This window comes from Actinomadura montaniterrae (assembly GCF_008923365.1).
In the GTDB taxonomy this organism is placed as follows: domain Bacteria; phylum Actinomycetota; class Actinomycetes; order Streptosporangiales; family Streptosporangiaceae; genus Spirillospora; species Spirillospora montaniterrae.
The window spans coordinates 13497-29296 of the sequence record NZ_WBMR01000119.1; the positions used below are offsets into that span (position 1 = coordinate 13497).

Genomic DNA, 15800 nt, shown 5'->3' on the forward strand with positions numbered 1-15800 from the left:
CCGAACAGGGGAGCACCACCATGACCACACTGCCGAACCGCCCCAACACCGCCTTGCTCGTCATCGACGTCCAGAGCGGCGTCATGGCCGACGCCCACCAACGCGACAGCGTCATCACCAACATCGCCGCCCTCATCGACAAAGCCCGCACCCACGACACCCCCGTCATCTGGGTCCAGCACTCCGACGACCACCTCACCAAAGGCACCGACGCCTGGCAGTACGTCCCCGAACTGACCCGCCACGACTCCGAGCCGCTCGTCCACAAGACCTACGGCGACTCCTTCGAGGACACCGACCTGGAAGACGTCCTCGCCGCGGCCGCGGTCGGGCGACTCATCGTCACCGGCGCCGAGACCGACGCATGCATCCGCTCCACCATCCACGGCGCGTTCACCCGCGGCTACGACGTGACCCTCGTCGGCGACGCCCACACCGCCCCAGACCAGAGCGCCTGGGGCGCACCACCGCCAGACCAGGTCATCGCCCACACCAACCTCTACTGGCAATACCACCAGGCCCCCGGCCGCACCGCCGCCGTAACCAAAACCCACGACATCACCTTCACCCACCCCGCCACCAAAGCCACCTGAACCAAGCGCCCCGCCTACCCGGCCAGCGAAGCCTCAGCCGACGCCCGAGCGCCGGCGACCCGAAGCAAACGGGGGAGCGGCAACCCGATCCGCGTCCTCAGCGACCCGCCACGGTGCGAACCCGGCGCCTCCGCCTCAGCGCTTGCCTCACCTATCGAAAATCGATAGATTCCCATCGTGAGTCGATGGAAGGGTGGGCCATGGGAAAGCTGACAGTGCGCGCGCTGCGCGCCGTGCTCGTGGTGGGGCTCGTCGGCACCGTGTCCGTACAGGCATTGATGGTGTGGACGCTGGTCAGCGGGAGCGACCCGGAGGACGGGTCGCTCCCGCTGACCCCGCTACGCGTCATCACGATCCTGGGCATCGGGGCGGTCCAGGTCATCGGGGTCTGCGTGTGGCGGCTGGTGACCATGGTGCGACGCGGAACCGTCTTCTCCCACGCCGCCTTCCGGTACGTGGACGTCATCATCGGCGCGATCGTGGCGGCTGCGCTCGTGTGGTTCGCGGTCACGGCCCTCAACGCGCCGGGCCAGCGAGACGACCCGGGCGTCACCGTCATCATGGCCGGGGTCGGCTTGGCCATCCTGGGGGTCGCGCTCATCGTGCTCGTGCTGCGGACGCTGCTCGTCCAGGCCGTCGCGCGGGACGTCGAAGCGGCGCAGATGCAGGCCGAACTGGACGAGGTGATCTGATGCCGATCGCCGTCGACATCGACGTGATGCTGGCCAAGCGGAAGATGTCCGTGGGCGAGCTCGCGGACCGCGTCGGGATCACGCCCGCCAACCTGGCGGTCCTCAAGAACGGCCGCGCCAAGGCCGTGCGCTTCACGACCCTCGCCGCGCTCTGCGAGGTGCTCGAGTGCCAGCCAGGCGACCTGCTGCGCTGGGAGACCGAGGACGCCGCAGCCGAAGACGCGCGCCCCACATCCTCCACTTAACATAATGCTCATTATCGACCATCTATCAGAGCTGGAACGAAAGGGGCATCGGCCGCAAGATCGCCGCGCGCGGCGGCCAGCGCGGCGCCGCGACGATCCAGGACAGCTCGCGCCGTGGCGCCGGCCGTCCTGGGCGCCGCCGTTGGCTGGGCGGCTCGTGGTGCGACGGCTCGTGGCTGGCTGCGCGCGCCGACAAGGATTCCTCCGCCGGGTTCCGCTGAAGCTGCGTTGAAGATCGTGGCGGCGCGGTCTTGGTGGCGCGCGGCGCAGACGGCGTTCGGGCGTTCACTGGGTCGGCCAGTCTGGACGTCGATCGGCTCAGAGCGGCGAGGTGGTGCTCGCTGGAGACGCACCGGAGTGTGCTGTGCGGTGGGCCGCATGGGCATCTGACCTTGAGCGTCGCTCGAGGATGGGTTGCGCTTGCCTTTGCGTCCAGGAAGGCGCCGGCCACTCCCCGGCCCAGGCTGGCGGTTGACCTGGGCGAAGTTGCTGATGATCAAGGTTGGGTCGGGGGCGTCGTTGCGGAGTCCGCTTGCGGGGCGCGTTCTTTCTCTAACCTCAAACCGGACAGAAGCTGGATTCTGTCTGGTTTGTGCGGTTTGTTCCTATGTATCCCATTTGGCGGTGTGGGTGTCGTGGCGGGCTCCTTGGAGGGCCCGGCTCTCCTTAGGGTGATCGGCATGATGGTCGTGCGCTCGGTTGCCCTATTCTTGCTGGCCGCGCTCGCGGAGATCGGTGGCGCGTGGCTGGTGTGGCAGGGCTGGCGGGAGCATCGCGGGCCGTGGTGGATCGTCGCGGGCGTGGCCGTTCTCGGGGCCTACGGGTTCGTGGCGACGTTGCAGCCCTCCCCTGACTTCGGCCGCGTCCTGGCCGCGTACGGCGGTGTGTTCGTCGCGGGGTCGCTGGCGTGGGGCGTTGCGGTCGACGGGTTCCGGCCCGACCGGTGGGACGTCGCCGGCGCGCTGGTCTGCCTGGCCGGGGTCGCGTTGATCATGTACGCGCCGCGCTCGTGATCTACGGGGCGGTGAGGTCGGTGAAGCGCAGGGCGTTGCGGACGGCCGCTCCCCCGGGGTCGTTGTTGAAGTAGACGTAGGCGTCGTCGGCGCCGTCCAGGCGGTCGGCCCAGGCGCGGAGCGTGGCGTCGTCGTAGTGGGGCCAGGGGTCGGCGGGGCCTTCGTGGAAGCGCAGGTAGAGCCAGCCGGTGGTGCGCCATAGGGGTGTGAGGGGGCGGCCGAGGCGGTCGGCCCAGCACAGGGCGGCGCCGTGGTGTTCCAGGACGCGGCGGACGTCGTCGGTCCACCAGGTGGGGTGGCGTGGTTCGACGGCGACGCGGACGCCGTCGGGGAAGCGGCGCAGGCATTCGTCGAGGCGGTCAGGTTCGGCCTGCAGGGTGGGCGGGAGTTGCAGGAGGATCGGGCCGAGTTTGGCGCCGAGGCCGCCGGCGGCGGCCATGAGGCGGGCGACGGGTTCGGCGGGGTCGTTGAGGCGTTTCATGTGGGTGAGGTAGCGGCTGGCTTTGACGGCCATGACGAAGCCGGGCGGGGTGTTGTCGTGCCAGGCTTCGAAGGTGGCGCGTTTGGGGAGCCGGTAGAAGGCGTTGTTGTTCTCCACGGTGGTGAAGACCTCGCCGTAGCGTTGCAGCCAGGCGCGCTGCGGGAGGCCGGGCGGGTAGAGGACGTCGCGCCAGTCGGTGTACTGCCATCCGGATGTGCCGATCAGCACGGGCGGCTCCTCTCCCCCGGGGTGTCGGGTGCGGTGGTACCCGTCTGGGGGCGGTTTTGTCGGTGGCGGGTTGTAGCGTCCGGCGGGTGCGTCCTGCCGATCTTCAGCGTGTGACCGTGGCCGAGGCCGTCGACCGTTATGCGGAGATGGTTCGGGCGAAGTGCTCGACGGGGGCGTTGGCACCGGCGTCGGCGGAGGTGTACGCGCGGGACGTGGTGACGTTCGCGGAGCTGGCGGGTGCGGATCGGGTGCTGGACGATCTGACGGGGGCGGACGTCGATGAGGTGCTGCTGGGGTTCGCGCGCAAGCCGGACGGGCGGCGCCGCGCGGCGTCCGGGGCGGGCCCGGAGGGCGGGGGTGCGGTGCAGAGCGCGTCGTCCCAGGCGCGGTTCCGGCGGTCGGTGTCGGCGTTCTTCAAGTACGCGGTGGTGGCGGGGTGGGTGCAGCTGGATCCGATGGTGGCGGTGACGGTGCGGCCGAAGCATCGGGGCGGGTTGCGGGCGGAGCGGCGGGCGTTGACGGTGGAGCAGGCGGAGGGGTTGCTGGGGGCGGCGCGGGAGATGGCGGAGGCGGGTCCGGCGCCGCGGCGGCGGGTGGATCAGCGGACGGAGTTGCGGGACGGGTTGATCGTGCTGTTGCTGGCGGCGGTGGGTCCGCGGGTGTCGGAGTTGACGCGGGCGAATGCGGAGGACTTCTTCGTCAACGGGGGGATGCGGTATTGGCGGATCTTCGGGAAGGGCGGGCGGACGCGGGATGTGCCGCTGCCTCGTCCGGTGGTGGAGGTGCTGGACGCGTATCTGGCGGAGGGGCGGGTGCTGCTGGATCGTGGGGTGGAGTCGCGGGCGTTGCTGTTGTCGTGGCGGGGGCGGCGGTTGGCGCGGGGTGATGTGCAGGCGGTGATCGATCGGGTGCTGGAGGGGGTGGAGCCGGGGCGGCGGCGGAGTGTGACGCCGCATGGGTTGCGGCATACGACGGCGACGCATCTGCTGGCGGCGGCGACGGACATGGATGCGGTGCGGCGGGTGCTGGGGCATTCGGATCTGTCGACGCTGGGGCGGTATCGGGATGAGCTGCCGGGTGAGTTGGAGGCGGCGATGCGGGTGCATCCGTTGCTGGGGCCGGTGGAGCGGGGGTGAGTTGTTCGGTGGCTACTCCCCCGGTGCGGGTCGGAGGAGGGTGCGGGCGAGGGTGTAGGCGGCGGTGAGGTCGGTGCCGCGGTAGTCGAGGGCGGCGATGCCGGCGAGGTGGTGGTCGGCGTTGATGGCGATGGTGTTGGTGAGGTGGCGGAAGAGGGGTGCGTCGGACATGGAGTCGCCGTAGGCGAGGCATTGGTCGGTGGTGAGGCCGTGGCGGGTGCGGAGTTCTTCGGCGATGCGGACCTTGTCGTCGGGGGTGAGGATGCCGCTGGTGTCGAGGGGTGCGGTGGTGAACGGGAGCGGGGGGAAGCGGGAGGCGATGACGTGGTCGAAGCCGAGGTCGAGGAGGTGGCGGGCGAAGAAGTCGGGCGACATGGTGATGACGGCGGAGTGTTCGCCGCGTGCGCGGATGTCGGCGCAGACGTCGGCGATGCCGGTGAGCCAGGGGCTCGCGGTGTAGGCGGCGGCGACGTGCTGGGGGGTGAGGTGGCGCCAGAGGCGGTGGATCTCGGTGGAGAAGGCGCGGGTGTCGAGGGTGCCGGCGGCGAAGCGGGCCTCGAGGGCGTGGAGTTCGGTGAGGGTGCCGAGGTGGCGGGCGAGTTGGAGGTTGGCGGTGGTTCCGTTGAGGAGGGTGCCGTCCATGTCGAAGATGTGCAGGTTTCCCACGTGGTGTGAGTGTGGCGGACGGCGGTGGTGGTGGGCGAATCGGTTTTCGGTGTGGTAGGCGGCGTGTGGTCGGCTCCCGTCGGAGGTCGGGGGCGGTAGGGGTGGCTTTCGTCGGGGTGCGGTGCCGACTTCTGGGTGATGCGCGGTGTTTGTGGCGCGGGTGATCGTGTGGCATGCCAAGCTCTACGGGACGGTGAACGTGGGGTGAACTTCGGCGGTCCGTCCGGTGTCGGATGTGGTGTCGGGCGGTCGTCTGGATCGTGAGGGAGAGCATGCAGGCGCCAGATTTCAGCGTCCATCTGTACCGGGACGTCACCGAGTGGGCGTGGGGTACGCCGTCGTGGGTGCATTCGGTGGCGGACGTGGGGACGAACGCGGGGCTGCTGTTGTTCGCGGTGCTGTTCGTGGCGGGCTGGTGGCGGGCGCGGGGCCGGGACGCGCGGTCGATGGGGCTGGCGTTGTCGGCGCCGTTCGCAATGGTGGCGGCGTACTTGGTGAGCGAGGTGTCGAAGGACTTCCTTCAGGAGGAGCGGCCGTGCCGGGCGGTGCCCGGGGCGCTGCACATCGCGGCGTGTCCGGCGCCCGGGGACTGGTCGTTCCCGAGCAACCACGCGACGATCGCGGCGGCGTCGGCTGCGGCGCTGGTGGTGGTGTGGCGGGCGCTGGCGCCGCTGGTGCTGCCGTTGGCGATGCTGATGGCGTTCTCGCGGGTGTTCGTGGGCGTGCATTACCCGCATGACGTGGCGGCGGGGTTCTGTGTGGGGGTGGTGGTCGCTCCGGTGGTGGCGCTGGTGCTGGTGCGGGCGGCCGAGCCGGTGGTGGATCTTCTGCGGGGATTCCCGGTGGGTGCGGTGCTGCTGGGGGCGCGTCCGGTGCCTGCGGCGGTGGGTGCGGGGCATGCAGGTCCGGTTCCGGTGCGGGTGCCGGCGGCTGCGGGGGGTGTGACGCGGGTGGACGATGCGGCGGTGACGATGCCGGACGTGATGGGCGGTGTGCGGGGTGTCGGCGGCGCCGGGGGCGGTGGTGCGGTGGGGCGGCATCATCGGCCGGGTTCGTAGCGTCGGCGGGCGCGTGCGGGCGGGCCGTTCCGGTGGTGGCACCGGGGCGGCCCGTTTCGTTTCGTCCGGGCCGGTGCGGGTTCCCTGCCGAAAGTAGGGGGTCGGGGTGCGACGTTCGGGCACTGTGGGGCCGCTCCCCCGCCGCCTAGGTTCTGGCGGTGTCGGGGCGTCGAGCCGGAGGGACGGTGTGATGATCGCGTTGCGTGGTCTGACGAAGCGGTACGGGGACAGGACGGCGGTGGACGGCCTTTCGCTGGAGGTGGCGGCGGGGAAGGTGACGGGGTTCCTCGGGCCGAACGGGGCGGGGAAGTCGACGACGATGCGGATGATCGTGGGGCTGGATCGTCCGAGTGCGGGGGCGGCGCTGGTGGGCGGCCGCCGGTACGGGGAGTTCCGGCATCCGCTGCGTGAGGTGGGGGCGCTGCTGGAGGCGAAGGCGGTGCATCCGGGGCGGTCGGCGCGGCGGCATCTGCTGGCGATGGCGCGCAGCAACGGGATCGCGGCGGGGCGGGTGGAGGAGGTGCTGGCGCTGGTCGGTCTGGAGGGGGTGGCCGGGAAGCGGGCGGGGTCGTTCTCGCTGGGGATGGGGCAGCGGCTCGGGATCGCGGGTGCGCTGCTGGGCGATCCGGGGGTGCTGCTGTTCGACGAGCCGGTGAACGGGCTGGATCCGGACGGGGTGCTGTGGGTGCGGCGGTTGATGCGGTCGCTGGCGGCGGAGGGCCGGACGGTGTTCGTGTCGTCGCATCTGATGAGCGAGATGCAGCTGACGGCGGACCGGCTGGTGGTGATCGGGAGGGGGCGGCTGATCGCGGACGCGCCGGTGGCGGAGGTGATCGCGGCGAGTTCGCGGAACTCGGTGCGGGTGCGCAGTCCGCGGGCGGCGGAGCTGGCGGCGCGCGTGCGGGCGGAGGCGCCGCGGGCAGCGGAGACGCGTGGAGGTGTGGAGGTGGTGCGGGTGTCGGCGGAGGAGCTGGTGGTGACGGGGATGCCGGTGGACCGGGTCGGGTGGCTGGCGTTCGAGGCGGGGGTTCCGCTGCTGGAGCTGAGCGAGGAGAAGGCGTCGCTGGAGGAGGCCTATATGGAGTTGACGGGGGCGAGCGTGGAGTACGGCGCCGGCGCGGCGGCGGTGGAGGCGTGATGGCGGCGACGGTGCGGACGCGGGCGCGTGGCGGGGAGCGGGCCGGTGGCGGGCTGCCGGGGGCGGTGGCGGCGGAGTGGACGAAGCTGTGGTCGGTGCGGTCGACGTGGTGGGGCCTTGCGGGCTCGGCCGCGTTGATGGGGCTGATGTCGCTGGTCCTGGCGTCGTCGACGGTGTCGAACAACACCAACGAGATCGCCTCGGACGATCAGGGGGTGGTGCCGGTGAGCGGGGTCGCGGTCGCGTCGCTGGACCTGGTGCAGTTCGTGGTGGTGGCGGTGGCGATCCTGGTGATCACCGGTGAGTACGCGACGGGGAGCATCCGGTCGACGCTGCAGTGGGTGCCGCGGCGGGGGCGGATGCTGGCGTCCAAGGCGGTGGTGCTGGCGGCGGTGATGCTGCCGGCGGGCGCGGTGCTGGGGGCGGTGGGGACGGCGGTGGCGGGTCCGGTGCTGGGCGGGTGGGGCCGGTTCCGTGCGGTGGTGGCCGTCGACGACGCGCTGCAGATGGGCGTGTATCTGGCGCTGGTGAGCCTGCTGGTGCTCGGGATCGGGGCGATGCTGCGCAGCACGGCGGGCACGTTGACGACGGCGTTCCTGTTCCTGCTGGTGGTGCCGATGCTGCTGGTGAACGCGGGTTCGGCGATGGGGCGGCATGTGGCGGACGCGTTGCCGAGCACGGCGGGCCGGTACCTGATGAACGGTGACGGCCCGTACCCGGCGGGGGCCGGGGCGGCGATCCTGGCGGCGTGGACGGTGGCGGCGTTGTGGGGCGGGGTGCTGGTGCTGCGGCGCCGCGACGCCTGACCGTCCCCCCCGGATGCGGACCAGGGGCCGCCGTACCGTGATCGCGGTGCGGCGGCCCCGCTGGTGGTCGTCGAGGGTGTCAGGGGGCGGGGTCGCCGACGAGCCCGGCCTCGTGGGCGAGGACGGCGGCCTGGACGCGGTTCCTGACGTCCAGGCGGGTGAGGATGGCGCTGACGTAGGCCTTGACGGTGCCTTCGACGACGTGGAGGCGGTCGGCGATCTCGGCGTTGGACAGGCCGGCGCCGAGCAGGGCGAGGACCTGGCGTTCGCGGGGGGTGAGCCCGGCGGTGCGGCGGCGGGCGGCGGCGCCGGCGGCCATGCGTCCGCCGGACAGCTCGGTGATGACGCGGTGGGCGACCTTGGGCGACAGGAACGCGGCGCCGGCGGCGACGGCGCGGACGCCGGCGATGAGCTCGTGGGGGTCGCCGGACTTGAGCAGGAAGCCGCTGGCGCCGCCGGACAGGGCGCGGGCGATGTAGTCGTCCTCGCCGAAGGTGGTGAGGATGGCGACGGCGGTGGCGGGGGCGGCGCGGCGCAGCTCGTCGGCGGCGGTGAGGCCGTCCATGCGGGGCATGCGGATGTCGAGGAGCGCGACGTCGGGGTGGTGGGCGAGGGCGAGGTCGACGGCCTCGCGGCCGTCGCCGGCCTCGGCGACGACGTCGATGCCGGGGTCGGCGGACAGGATGGCGCGGACTCCCGCGCGGATCATGGTCTCGTCGTCGGCGAGCAGGACGCGGATCACTCGGGGCCTTTCGTGGCGGGGTCGGCGGTGCTGTAGGCGTTCTTGTCGGTGAGGCGTCCGCCGGTGAAGCACAGGCGGTAGAGGTGGCCTGTGCCGAGCAGGTCGGCGGTGGGGCGGTAGTAGCGGCAGTGGGCGCCGGGCGGTTCGGGGACGCGGGCGCGGACGCCGCTGGCCTCGGTGGCCTGCATGGGCGGGAGCAGTTGCTCGATGTGGGCGCGGGTGTCGCCGACGCGCAGGGCGGCGTAGTCGTCGGGCGGCAGGACGGAGTTGAGGGTGGCGTAGGTGTAGTAGCCGAGCATGACGGCGCCGAGGGCGGCGATGAGGGCGGCGGGGACGGCGATGGCGGTGATGAGTCCGCGGCGGACGTGGCGGCGTTCGCGTTCCAGGTGCCGTGCCGATTCCGAGGGCCCGCCGCCAGCGGCGGCCGGGGCGTCGTGGGGGCCCGGGGTGTTCAGGGGGCGGGGGCCGGGCGGCGGGGTCTCGGGGAGGACGGCGCGGACGGTGAAGCCGCCGCCGGGGGCGGGTGCGGCGTGCAGGGTGCCGCCGGCGAGGCGGGCGCGTTCGGTGAGGCCGGTGAGGCCGTGGCCGCCGCCGGGCGGGAGGAGGGCGGGCCCGGCGGGCGGGGCGTCGTTGGCGACGGTGACGATGATCGCGGCCGGCGCGTCGTCATCGGCGCCGCCGCTGTCCGGGGCGGGGGTGCGGCGGGCGAGGGTGACGGTGATCGGGGCGCCTGGCGCGTGCTTGGCGGCGTTGGTGATGGCCTCCTGCACGATCCGGTGCGCGGCGAGCGCGATCATGGGCGGGAGGTGGCCGGGGGCGGGCCCGGCGGCGGTGTCCAGGCGGACGGGGACGCCGGAGGCGCGGGCGCGTTCGACGAGGTCGTGGACGCTTTCGTGGACGGGCCGGGCGGCGGGTTCGGTCCCGCCGGGCCCGGTGGTCTCCCCCGCCGCGGCGCGGCGGGCGGTGTCGTCGCGGAGGACCCCGATGATCTCGCGGAGGTGCTCGGTGGCGTCGGCGGCGCCCGCGCGCAGTTCGGCGGCGGCGGCGCGGTGGCGGTCGTCGAGGCCGGGGGCGACCTGCAGGGCGCCGGCGCGGACGGCGATGAGGGCGAGTTCGTGGCCGAGGGAGTCGTGCATGTCCTGGGCGATGCGGGCGCGTTCGCGCAGCCGTTCGCGTTCGGCGGTGATGCGCTGCTCGCGCTCCAGGCGGTCGGCGCGTTCCCAGCCGGCGTGCAGGAGTTCCTGGTACTGCTGCCAGTAGCGGCCGACGAGCCAGGGCAGCACGCCGAGCAGCACCAGCCACAGGGTGAGGGGGAACCAGGTGGTGACGTCGATGCCGCGGACGATGTTGATCAGGGTGCCGGCGGCGAACACGGCGGTGAATCCCCACAGCACCGGGCGGGCGCGGGGCGTCCGCAGCCCGGTCAGGTAGGACATGACGGGCATCGCGAACGCGAAGTTGCCGTGCACGGCGATCAGCGCGGTGGCGGTGAGCAGCGCGGCGGTCGGGCGGGTCCGGGAGATCGCGACGGCGGCGGCCAGGGCGCCGAGGCCGGCGATCCGCAGCCACCAGTACGGGGCGGCCGGCTCGAGCGGGGAGACCAGGTCGAACGCGACGGGCAGCGCCAGCACCGCCCACAGCACGATGTCCTTGACCAGCAGGGATCGGCGGGGGCGGTGGACGGCGGCGCGGGCCTCAGCACGGACCGCGCGGATCGCGCGTGCGGCGGCGATGGCGATGGCGCTGCGGGGGCGGGCGCCGGGCGAGGCGACGAGGGGGGCCGTGCTCCGCTCCCCCGCGTCCCGCTCCCCCGGGCGCCGCGGGACGGTGGTGGCCGGGTCGTTCACCCGGACCACGGTACAAGCCGGTGATCTGCGGTGATACTGCCGAAAGTCAGGGGCCGCTACCGTGGGGCGGGTGACCGTGCCCTCGCCGCGCCCCGGGCGGCCCGCCCCGCCGCCGCGGACGTGGTTCGGGCGGGGCCGCGCGGAGTGGACGCGCCGGTGGACGCACGGCCGGGCCGGCGAGGTGGTGCCGGCGGTGGCGGCGCTGGTGGTCACGTGGGTGATGAGCGCGGTCGCCGCCAAGCCCGGGGACCGTCCGCTGTGGCCGGGCGGGCTGGCGCTGATCGCGGTGACGACGCTGGCGCTGGTGTGGCGGCGCCGGCATCCGGTGCTGCTGCTGGTGGTGGCGACGGCGGTGCCGCCGCTGTACTACCCGCTGGGGTATCCGGACGGGCCGATCGCGTTCGTGTTCCTGGTGGCGCTGTTCAACGCGGCGGTGGAGTGCCGGCCGGCGGTGCCGCTCGGCGCGGTGATCGCGGTGAACGCGGGGTTCCTGACCGCGTCGGCGCTGCGGGGCGGCGGGGGCCGCGACGACCCGAACGCGGTGGTGGACGCGCGCGGTGTGGCGTCGCTGACGGTGGCGCTGCTGCTGACGGTCGCGGTCGGGCAGTACGTGCGGGGGCGGCGGATCCGGGTGGAGGAGGCCGAGCGGCGCGCCGCCGCGGCCGAGCGGGGCCGGGAGGAGGAGGCGCTGCGGCGGGCGGCGCAGGAGCGGCTGCGGATCGCGCGGGAGCTGCACGACGTCCTGGCGCACCAGATCTCGCTGATCAACGTGCAGGCGGGTGCGGCGCTGCACCGCCGCGACGATCCGGCGCGGGCGTACGCGGCGCTGGAGGCGATCAAGGCGGCGAGCCGGCAGACGCTGCGGGAGCTGCGCGGGGTGCTGGGGGTGCTGCGGCAGGTCGACGGGCCCGGCGGGGACGGCGGGCCGGTGGAGCCGGTGCCGTCGCTGGCGCGGGTCGGTGAGCTGCTGGAGCGGACGGCGGCGGCGGGCCTGCGGGTGCGGCGCGCCGGCGACCTCGCCACCGCCACCGAAGCTGACACCGCCGGGGCCGGTGGTGGTGAGGGCGGCGGGCCGCTGGCGGCGGTGCCGGCACCGGTCGGGCTGGCCGGGTACCGGATCGTGCAGGAGGCGCTGACCAACGTCGTCCGCCATGCGGGCGCGGGGACGGTGACGGTGGAGGTGCGGTGCACCGCGGACGCGGTGATCGTGCAGATCGACGATGATGGTGCGGGCCCGCCCGGCGGATCCGCGGCGTCCGCCGATCCGGACGGGCCGGTGCGCGGCGACGGCCTGCGCGGAAATGGGCTGCGCGGCATGCGGGAGCGGGCCGTGGCGGTCGGCGGCGAGCTGACCGCGGGGCCGGGCCCGGACGGCGGGTTCCGGGTGCGGGCCCGCCTGCCGCTGGAGCCCCCCGCCGGCCGGCGGGGGCACGACGAGGGAGCGGGAGAACAGGTGGCGGACGGCAGGCCGGGACGGGCGATGCGGGAGGACACGTGATCCGGGTGGCGCTGGCCGACGACCAGACGCTCGTACGGGCCGGGTTCCGGTCGATCCTGGAGGGCGAGGACGACATCGAGATCGTCGCCGAGGCCGGGGACGGTGAACGGGCGGTGCGGCTGGCGCGCGAGCTGCGCCCGGACGTGGTGCTGATGGACGTGCGGATGCCGGTGCTGGACGGGCTGGAGGCGACCCGCCGGATCGTGACCGACCCCGCGCTGGCCGCCGTCAAGGTGGTGATCCTGACGACGTTCGACCTGGACGACTACGTGTACGGGGCGATCAAGGCGGGGGCGAGCGGGTTCCTGGTGAAGGACACCGAGCCGCCGGAGCTGATCCACGGGGTGCGCGTGGTGGCGCGCGGCGACGCGCTGCTGGCGCCGGCGGTGACGCGGCGGCTGATCGCCGAGTTCGCGTCCCGGATCACCGCGCCGCCGCCGGCGGTGGAGCTGGACGCGCTGACGGCGCGGGAGCGGGAGGTGCTGGAGCTGGTCGCGCAGGGCCTGTCGAACGAGGAGATCGCCGAGCGGCTGGTGCTGTCGCCGGCGACGGCGAAGACGCACGTCAGCCGTATCCTGGCGAAGCTGGGGGCGCGGGACCGGGCGCAGCTGGTGGTGCTGGCCTACGAGTCGGGGATGATCCGTCCCGGCTGGCTCGGCTGACCCCCGCCCGAGCGCGCCCCCGCCGGAGCGGCCGCGGTGGTGCAACGGGCCGGGCGGCGGCGGTGTTGAAGGGGATGTGACGGTTACCGACGAGGTTTCGATCCGGCCCGCCGGAGCGCCCGCCGAGGGCGCCGCCGCCGGGGACCCCGCGGGCGCGGGGTGCGGGGGCGACGCGGCGGGCGCGCGGGTCGTCGCCGCGCTGTCCGGCGACCTGGACGGCGGGTTCGCGGTGATGTACGAGGCGTACCGGGGGCCGGTGTTCTCCACCGCGCTGCGGCTGTGCGGCCGGTGGGCGGAGGCCGAGGACCTGTCCGCCGAGGCGTTCCTGCGCGCCTACCGGGCGCTGTGCGGGTACGGGCCGGAGCGGATCGCGGACCTGCGGCCGCGGGCGTGGCTGCTGACGATCCTGACGAACGTGTGGCGCAACGGGCTGCGGACGGCGGCGCGCAAGCCGCCGCCGGGGCCGCTGGAGGACGCGCCGGACCCGCCCGACCCCGCCGAGGGCGTGGAGGACGCGGCGGCGCGGCACGAGACCGGGCGGGAGCTGGCGGGGCTGCTGGCCGAGCTGCCGGCCGCGCAGCGCGCCGCGGTGGTGCTGCGGCACGTCACCGACCTTCCGGTCGCGGAGATCGCGGAGGTGATGGGGGTGCCGGAGGGCACCGTGAAGTCGCACGTGTCGCGCGGCCTGGCGCGCCTGCGCCGCCTGCACCACGATCAGGAAGGAGGGGGTGCCCGATGAGCGGCATCGATCCCGCGTCCGACGCGCTGCTGGAGGGCCTGGCCGGGCTCGCCGCCGACGCGCCGCCCGCGCTGCTGGACCGGATCGCCGCGCGCCGCGTCGAGGTGGACGGCCCGCTGGAGCGCCTGCGGGTGGCGTTCACCGACCGCGGTGTGGCGTACCTGCGGGCCGGGCTGGACGAGGAGGAGTTCACCGCCGCGTTCCGGGAGCGGTTCGCGCGGCCGCTGCTGCCCGCCGACGCGCCGCCCGCCGGGCTGGTGCCGGCGCTGCGGACGGGGCGGCTCGGCGACCTGCCGCTGGACCTGCGCGGGCTGAGCGGGTTCGAGGCGGCGGTGCTGCGGGCCGCGGCGACGATCCCGCGCGGGCAGACCCGCCCGTACGCGTGGGTGGCGCGGCGCGCGGGGCGTCCGAAGGCGGTGCGGGCGGTCGGGTCGGCGCTGGGCCGCAACCCGGTGCCGCTGCTGATCCCCTGCCATCGGGTGACCCGGTCGGACGGGTCGCTGGGCGAGTACGTGTTCGGGGCGGCGGCCAAGGAGCGGCTGCTGCGCGCCGAGGACGTCGACGTGGACGAGGTCGCCGGCATGGCGCGGCGGGGGGTGCGGCTGGTCGGCAGCGACACCACCGGGATCGTGTGCTTCCCGACCTGCGCCGACGCCCGCCGGATCGCGCCGTCGCACCGGCGCGGGTTCCGGGACCTGGCCGCCGCGCGGGCCGCGGGGTACCGGCCGTGCCGGCACTGCCGTCCTGAGGGCCCCGACCCGTTCCCCGCCTGACCGGCCCCGGCCCCCCGCCCCGCGGCGGCCCGGCCGGGCGGGGGTCTGGCCGGGCGGGGGTCAGCGGCGGCCGGCGAGCAGGACACCGGCGCCGCCGAGGACCAGGCCGGCGACGGCGAGCGGGTCCAGCGCCTGCCCGATCGCCGCCCACGCCAGCACCGCGGTGACCGACGGGGTGAGGAAGAACAGCGCGGCGACGCTCGAGGCGGCCGAGCGGCGCAGCATCGTGTTCAGCAGCAGGAACACCCCGATGGAGTTGACCAGCACCATCCAGGCGAGCGCGGCGCCGAACGCGCCCCAGTGCGCGACGGCGGGCGTCTCGGTGAGCAGCGACAGCGCGCCCAGCGGCGGCGCGGCGACCAGGAACTGCACGGCGGTGCCGGTCCGCACGTCCATGTCGGGGACGTGCCGCTTCTGGTAGAGCGTGCCGAGGCTGAGCCCGAGAAGGCCGACCAGCGACAGGACCACGCCGAGGGGCGAGAACGCGACGCGGTCGGCGACGGCCAGCACGACCCCGGCGGCGCCGAGCGCGAACCCGGCCCACTGCCGTCCGCTGATCCGCTCCCCCAGCACCCGCGCCGCCAGCAGCGCGATCACGACCGGGTTCAGTCCCTGGACGAGCGCGACGACGCCGGCGGGCAGGCCCATCGCCAGGGCGCTGTAGAGGGCGCCGAACTGGACGGCCTGGATCAGCAGTCCCGACACCGCCAGGTGCGCCAGGGCGCGGCCCCGCGGCCACGGCGCGCGGACGGCGACCGCGTAGCCGGCCAGCAGGATCCCGGCGGCGGTGAACCGCGCGAAGATCAGCAGCAGCGGCGGGGCGGCGTCCACGCCGATCACGCCGGCGATGAACGCGCTGCTCCACAGCAGGACGAACACCGCGGGCATCGCCGCCGCTCCCGCGCGGCCGCCGCCGGTGCGGGTGCCGGTCCGCTCCCCCGGCGCCGCCGTCCGCGTGCCCGCCCGGGGGGCCGTCGGGTTGTCCGGTCGGGCGGGCGCGGTGCCCCGGGGCGGGGCGTCCTCGGTGCGCTGGACCACCATGGGACACCTCCCTGAGTAACCGGTTATGACGGTTATTCATCCTCGGACCGCCGTCCGTAACCTGTCAAGGTGGTTATTGTGGAGGGATGGAGTTCACCTTCCTGTCCGGCGACCTCGCCCTCGACCTCGCCGGGACCGTCCAGCACCGCCGCGCCGACCGCCGCGACCTGCTCACCGCCCCCGAGCACCTCGCCCGCTGGAGCGTCGCCGCCGGGCTGGTCACCGACCCGCCCCCGGTGAGCGCCGCCGACCTCGCCGCCGCCGTCGGCCTGCGCGAGGCGATCTACCGCGCCGCCACCGCCGTCCTGCACGGCGAACCCCCCGCCGACGACGACCGCGACCTGATCAACCGGCGCGCCGCCGCCCCGCCGCCCGTCCCGCGCCTCACCGGCGACGGCGCCGTGCACCGCGACGGCGACGCGGCCGCCGTCCTGGCCGCGGC

At 74.5% G+C, this 15800-nt stretch carries 18 protein-coding genes; 13 read left to right on the forward strand and 5 right to left on the reverse strand.

Annotation, left to right across the window (positions count from 1 at the left end; translation table 11 throughout):
- Positions 1-20 precede the first annotated feature (20 nt).
- The 4 genes from F9B16_RS31455 to F9B16_RS31470 all read left to right on the forward strand — a co-directional run bounded on the left by F9B16_RS31455 (position 21) and on the right by F9B16_RS31470 (position 2543).
- On the forward strand, positions 21-593 hold the full coding sequence (locus tag F9B16_RS31455) for an isochorismatase family protein (protein ID WP_151543842.1): 573 nt from the start codon (positions 21-23) through the stop codon (positions 591-593).
- A gap of 200 nt (positions 594-793) precedes the next feature.
- A complete protein-coding gene (locus F9B16_RS31460; protein WP_151543843.1) occupies positions 794-1285 on the forward strand; it encodes a DUF2975 domain-containing protein in 492 nt (163 codons plus the stop codon).
- Positions 1285-1530, forward strand: coding sequence for a helix-turn-helix domain-containing protein (locus F9B16_RS31465; RefSeq protein ID WP_151543844.1), 246 nt, complete (start codon positions 1285-1287; stop codon positions 1528-1530). Before F9B16_RS31460 ends, F9B16_RS31465 begins: the two co-directional genes overlap by 1 nt.
- Positions 1531-2210: 680 nt before the next feature.
- Positions 2211-2543, forward strand: a complete 333-nt coding sequence (locus F9B16_RS31470; protein WP_151543845.1) for a YnfA family protein — start codon at positions 2211-2213, stop codon at positions 2541-2543.
- Position 2544: 1 nt separating this feature from the next.
- Here F9B16_RS31470 and F9B16_RS31475 read toward each other — a convergent pair whose 3' ends face one another.
- Entirely contained in the window at positions 2545-3252 is a 708-nt protein-coding gene (locus tag F9B16_RS31475; RefSeq protein WP_225992100.1) for a DUF72 domain-containing protein, read from the reverse strand.
- A 110-nt stretch (positions 3253-3362) separates the two neighbouring features.
- Here F9B16_RS31475 and F9B16_RS31480 point away from each other — a divergent pair, with 110 nt between their 5' ends.
- Positions 3363-4388: a tyrosine-type recombinase/integrase gene (locus tag F9B16_RS31480; protein ID WP_225992101.1), complete on the forward strand. Its 1026-nt coding sequence runs from the start codon at positions 3363-3365 to the stop codon at positions 4386-4388.
- A gap of 12 nt (positions 4389-4400) precedes the next feature.
- Here the strand turns inward: F9B16_RS31480 and F9B16_RS31485 are convergent, their stop codons facing one another.
- Entirely contained in the window at positions 4401-5054 is a 654-nt protein-coding gene (locus tag F9B16_RS31485) for an HAD family hydrolase (protein ID WP_151543847.1), read from the reverse strand.
- Positions 5055-5326: 272 nt separating this feature from the next.
- Here F9B16_RS31485 and F9B16_RS31490 point away from each other — a divergent pair, with 272 nt between their 5' ends.
- The 3 genes from F9B16_RS31490 (at position 5327) to F9B16_RS31500 (ending at position 8056) form a co-directional block, all read left to right on the forward strand.
- Positions 5327-6112 (forward strand): phosphatase PAP2 family protein, encoded by a 786-nt coding sequence (locus F9B16_RS31490; protein ID WP_151543848.1) that lies wholly within the window; start codon positions 5327-5329, stop codon positions 6110-6112.
- 190 nt (positions 6113-6302) lie between these two features.
- A complete protein-coding gene (locus F9B16_RS31495) occupies positions 6303-7250 on the forward strand; it encodes an ATP-binding cassette domain-containing protein (RefSeq protein ID WP_151543849.1) in 948 nt (315 codons plus the stop codon).
- Complete coding sequence (locus F9B16_RS31500; RefSeq protein ID WP_151543850.1) at positions 7250-8056, forward strand: ABC transporter permease; 807 nt, start codon at positions 7250-7252, stop codon at positions 8054-8056. The genes F9B16_RS31495 and F9B16_RS31500 overlap by 1 nt, the downstream gene beginning before the upstream one ends.
- A 79-nt stretch (positions 8057-8135) precedes the next feature.
- Here the strand turns inward: F9B16_RS31500 and F9B16_RS31505 are convergent, their stop codons facing one another.
- Both F9B16_RS31505 and F9B16_RS31510 read right to left on the reverse strand, forming a co-directional pair.
- Positions 8136-8798 (reverse strand): response regulator, encoded by a 663-nt coding sequence (locus F9B16_RS31505; protein ID WP_151543851.1) that lies wholly within the window; start codon positions 8796-8798, stop codon positions 8136-8138.
- Positions 8795-10645 carry a sensor histidine kinase gene (locus F9B16_RS31510; RefSeq protein ID WP_225992102.1) on the reverse strand — a complete coding sequence of 617 codons (1851 nt, stop codon included), beginning with the start codon at positions 10643-10645 and terminating at the stop codon, positions 8795-8797. The genes F9B16_RS31505 and F9B16_RS31510 overlap by 4 nt, the downstream gene beginning before the upstream one ends.
- A gap of 70 nt (positions 10646-10715) precedes the next feature.
- Between F9B16_RS31510 and F9B16_RS31515 the strand changes: the two genes are divergently transcribed.
- The 4 genes from F9B16_RS31515 to F9B16_RS31530 all read left to right on the forward strand — a co-directional run bounded on the left by F9B16_RS31515 (position 10716) and on the right by F9B16_RS31530 (position 14317).
- On the forward strand, positions 10716-12143 hold the full coding sequence (locus tag F9B16_RS31515) for a sensor histidine kinase (protein WP_225992103.1): 1428 nt from the start codon (positions 10716-10718) through the stop codon (positions 12141-12143).
- On the forward strand, positions 12140-12805 hold the full coding sequence (locus F9B16_RS31520) for a response regulator (protein ID WP_151543852.1): 666 nt from the start codon (positions 12140-12142) through the stop codon (positions 12803-12805). Before F9B16_RS31515 ends, F9B16_RS31520 begins: the two co-directional genes overlap by 4 nt.
- A gap of 76 nt (positions 12806-12881) precedes the next feature.
- Positions 12882-13544 carry an RNA polymerase sigma factor gene (locus tag F9B16_RS31525; protein WP_225992104.1) on the forward strand — a complete coding sequence of 221 codons (663 nt, stop codon included), beginning with the start codon at positions 12882-12884 and terminating at the stop codon, positions 13542-13544.
- Positions 13541-14317 carry a methylated-DNA--[protein]-cysteine S-methyltransferase gene (locus tag F9B16_RS31530; RefSeq protein ID WP_151543853.1) on the forward strand — a complete coding sequence of 259 codons (777 nt, stop codon included), beginning with the start codon at positions 13541-13543 and terminating at the stop codon, positions 14315-14317. Before F9B16_RS31525 ends, F9B16_RS31530 begins: the two co-directional genes overlap by 4 nt.
- A gap of 60 nt (positions 14318-14377) precedes the next feature.
- Here F9B16_RS31530 and F9B16_RS31535 read toward each other — a convergent pair whose 3' ends face one another.
- Positions 14378-15358, reverse strand: coding sequence for a DMT family transporter (locus tag F9B16_RS31535; RefSeq protein ID WP_225992105.1), 981 nt, complete (start codon positions 15356-15358; stop codon positions 14378-14380).
- A gap of 86 nt (positions 15359-15444) precedes the next feature.
- On the opposite strand from F9B16_RS31535, the gene F9B16_RS31540 reads away from it, so the two are divergent.
- On the forward strand, positions 15445-15800 hold a 356-nt coding region (locus tag F9B16_RS31540; protein WP_151543854.1), incomplete at its 3' end, for an ABATE domain-containing protein.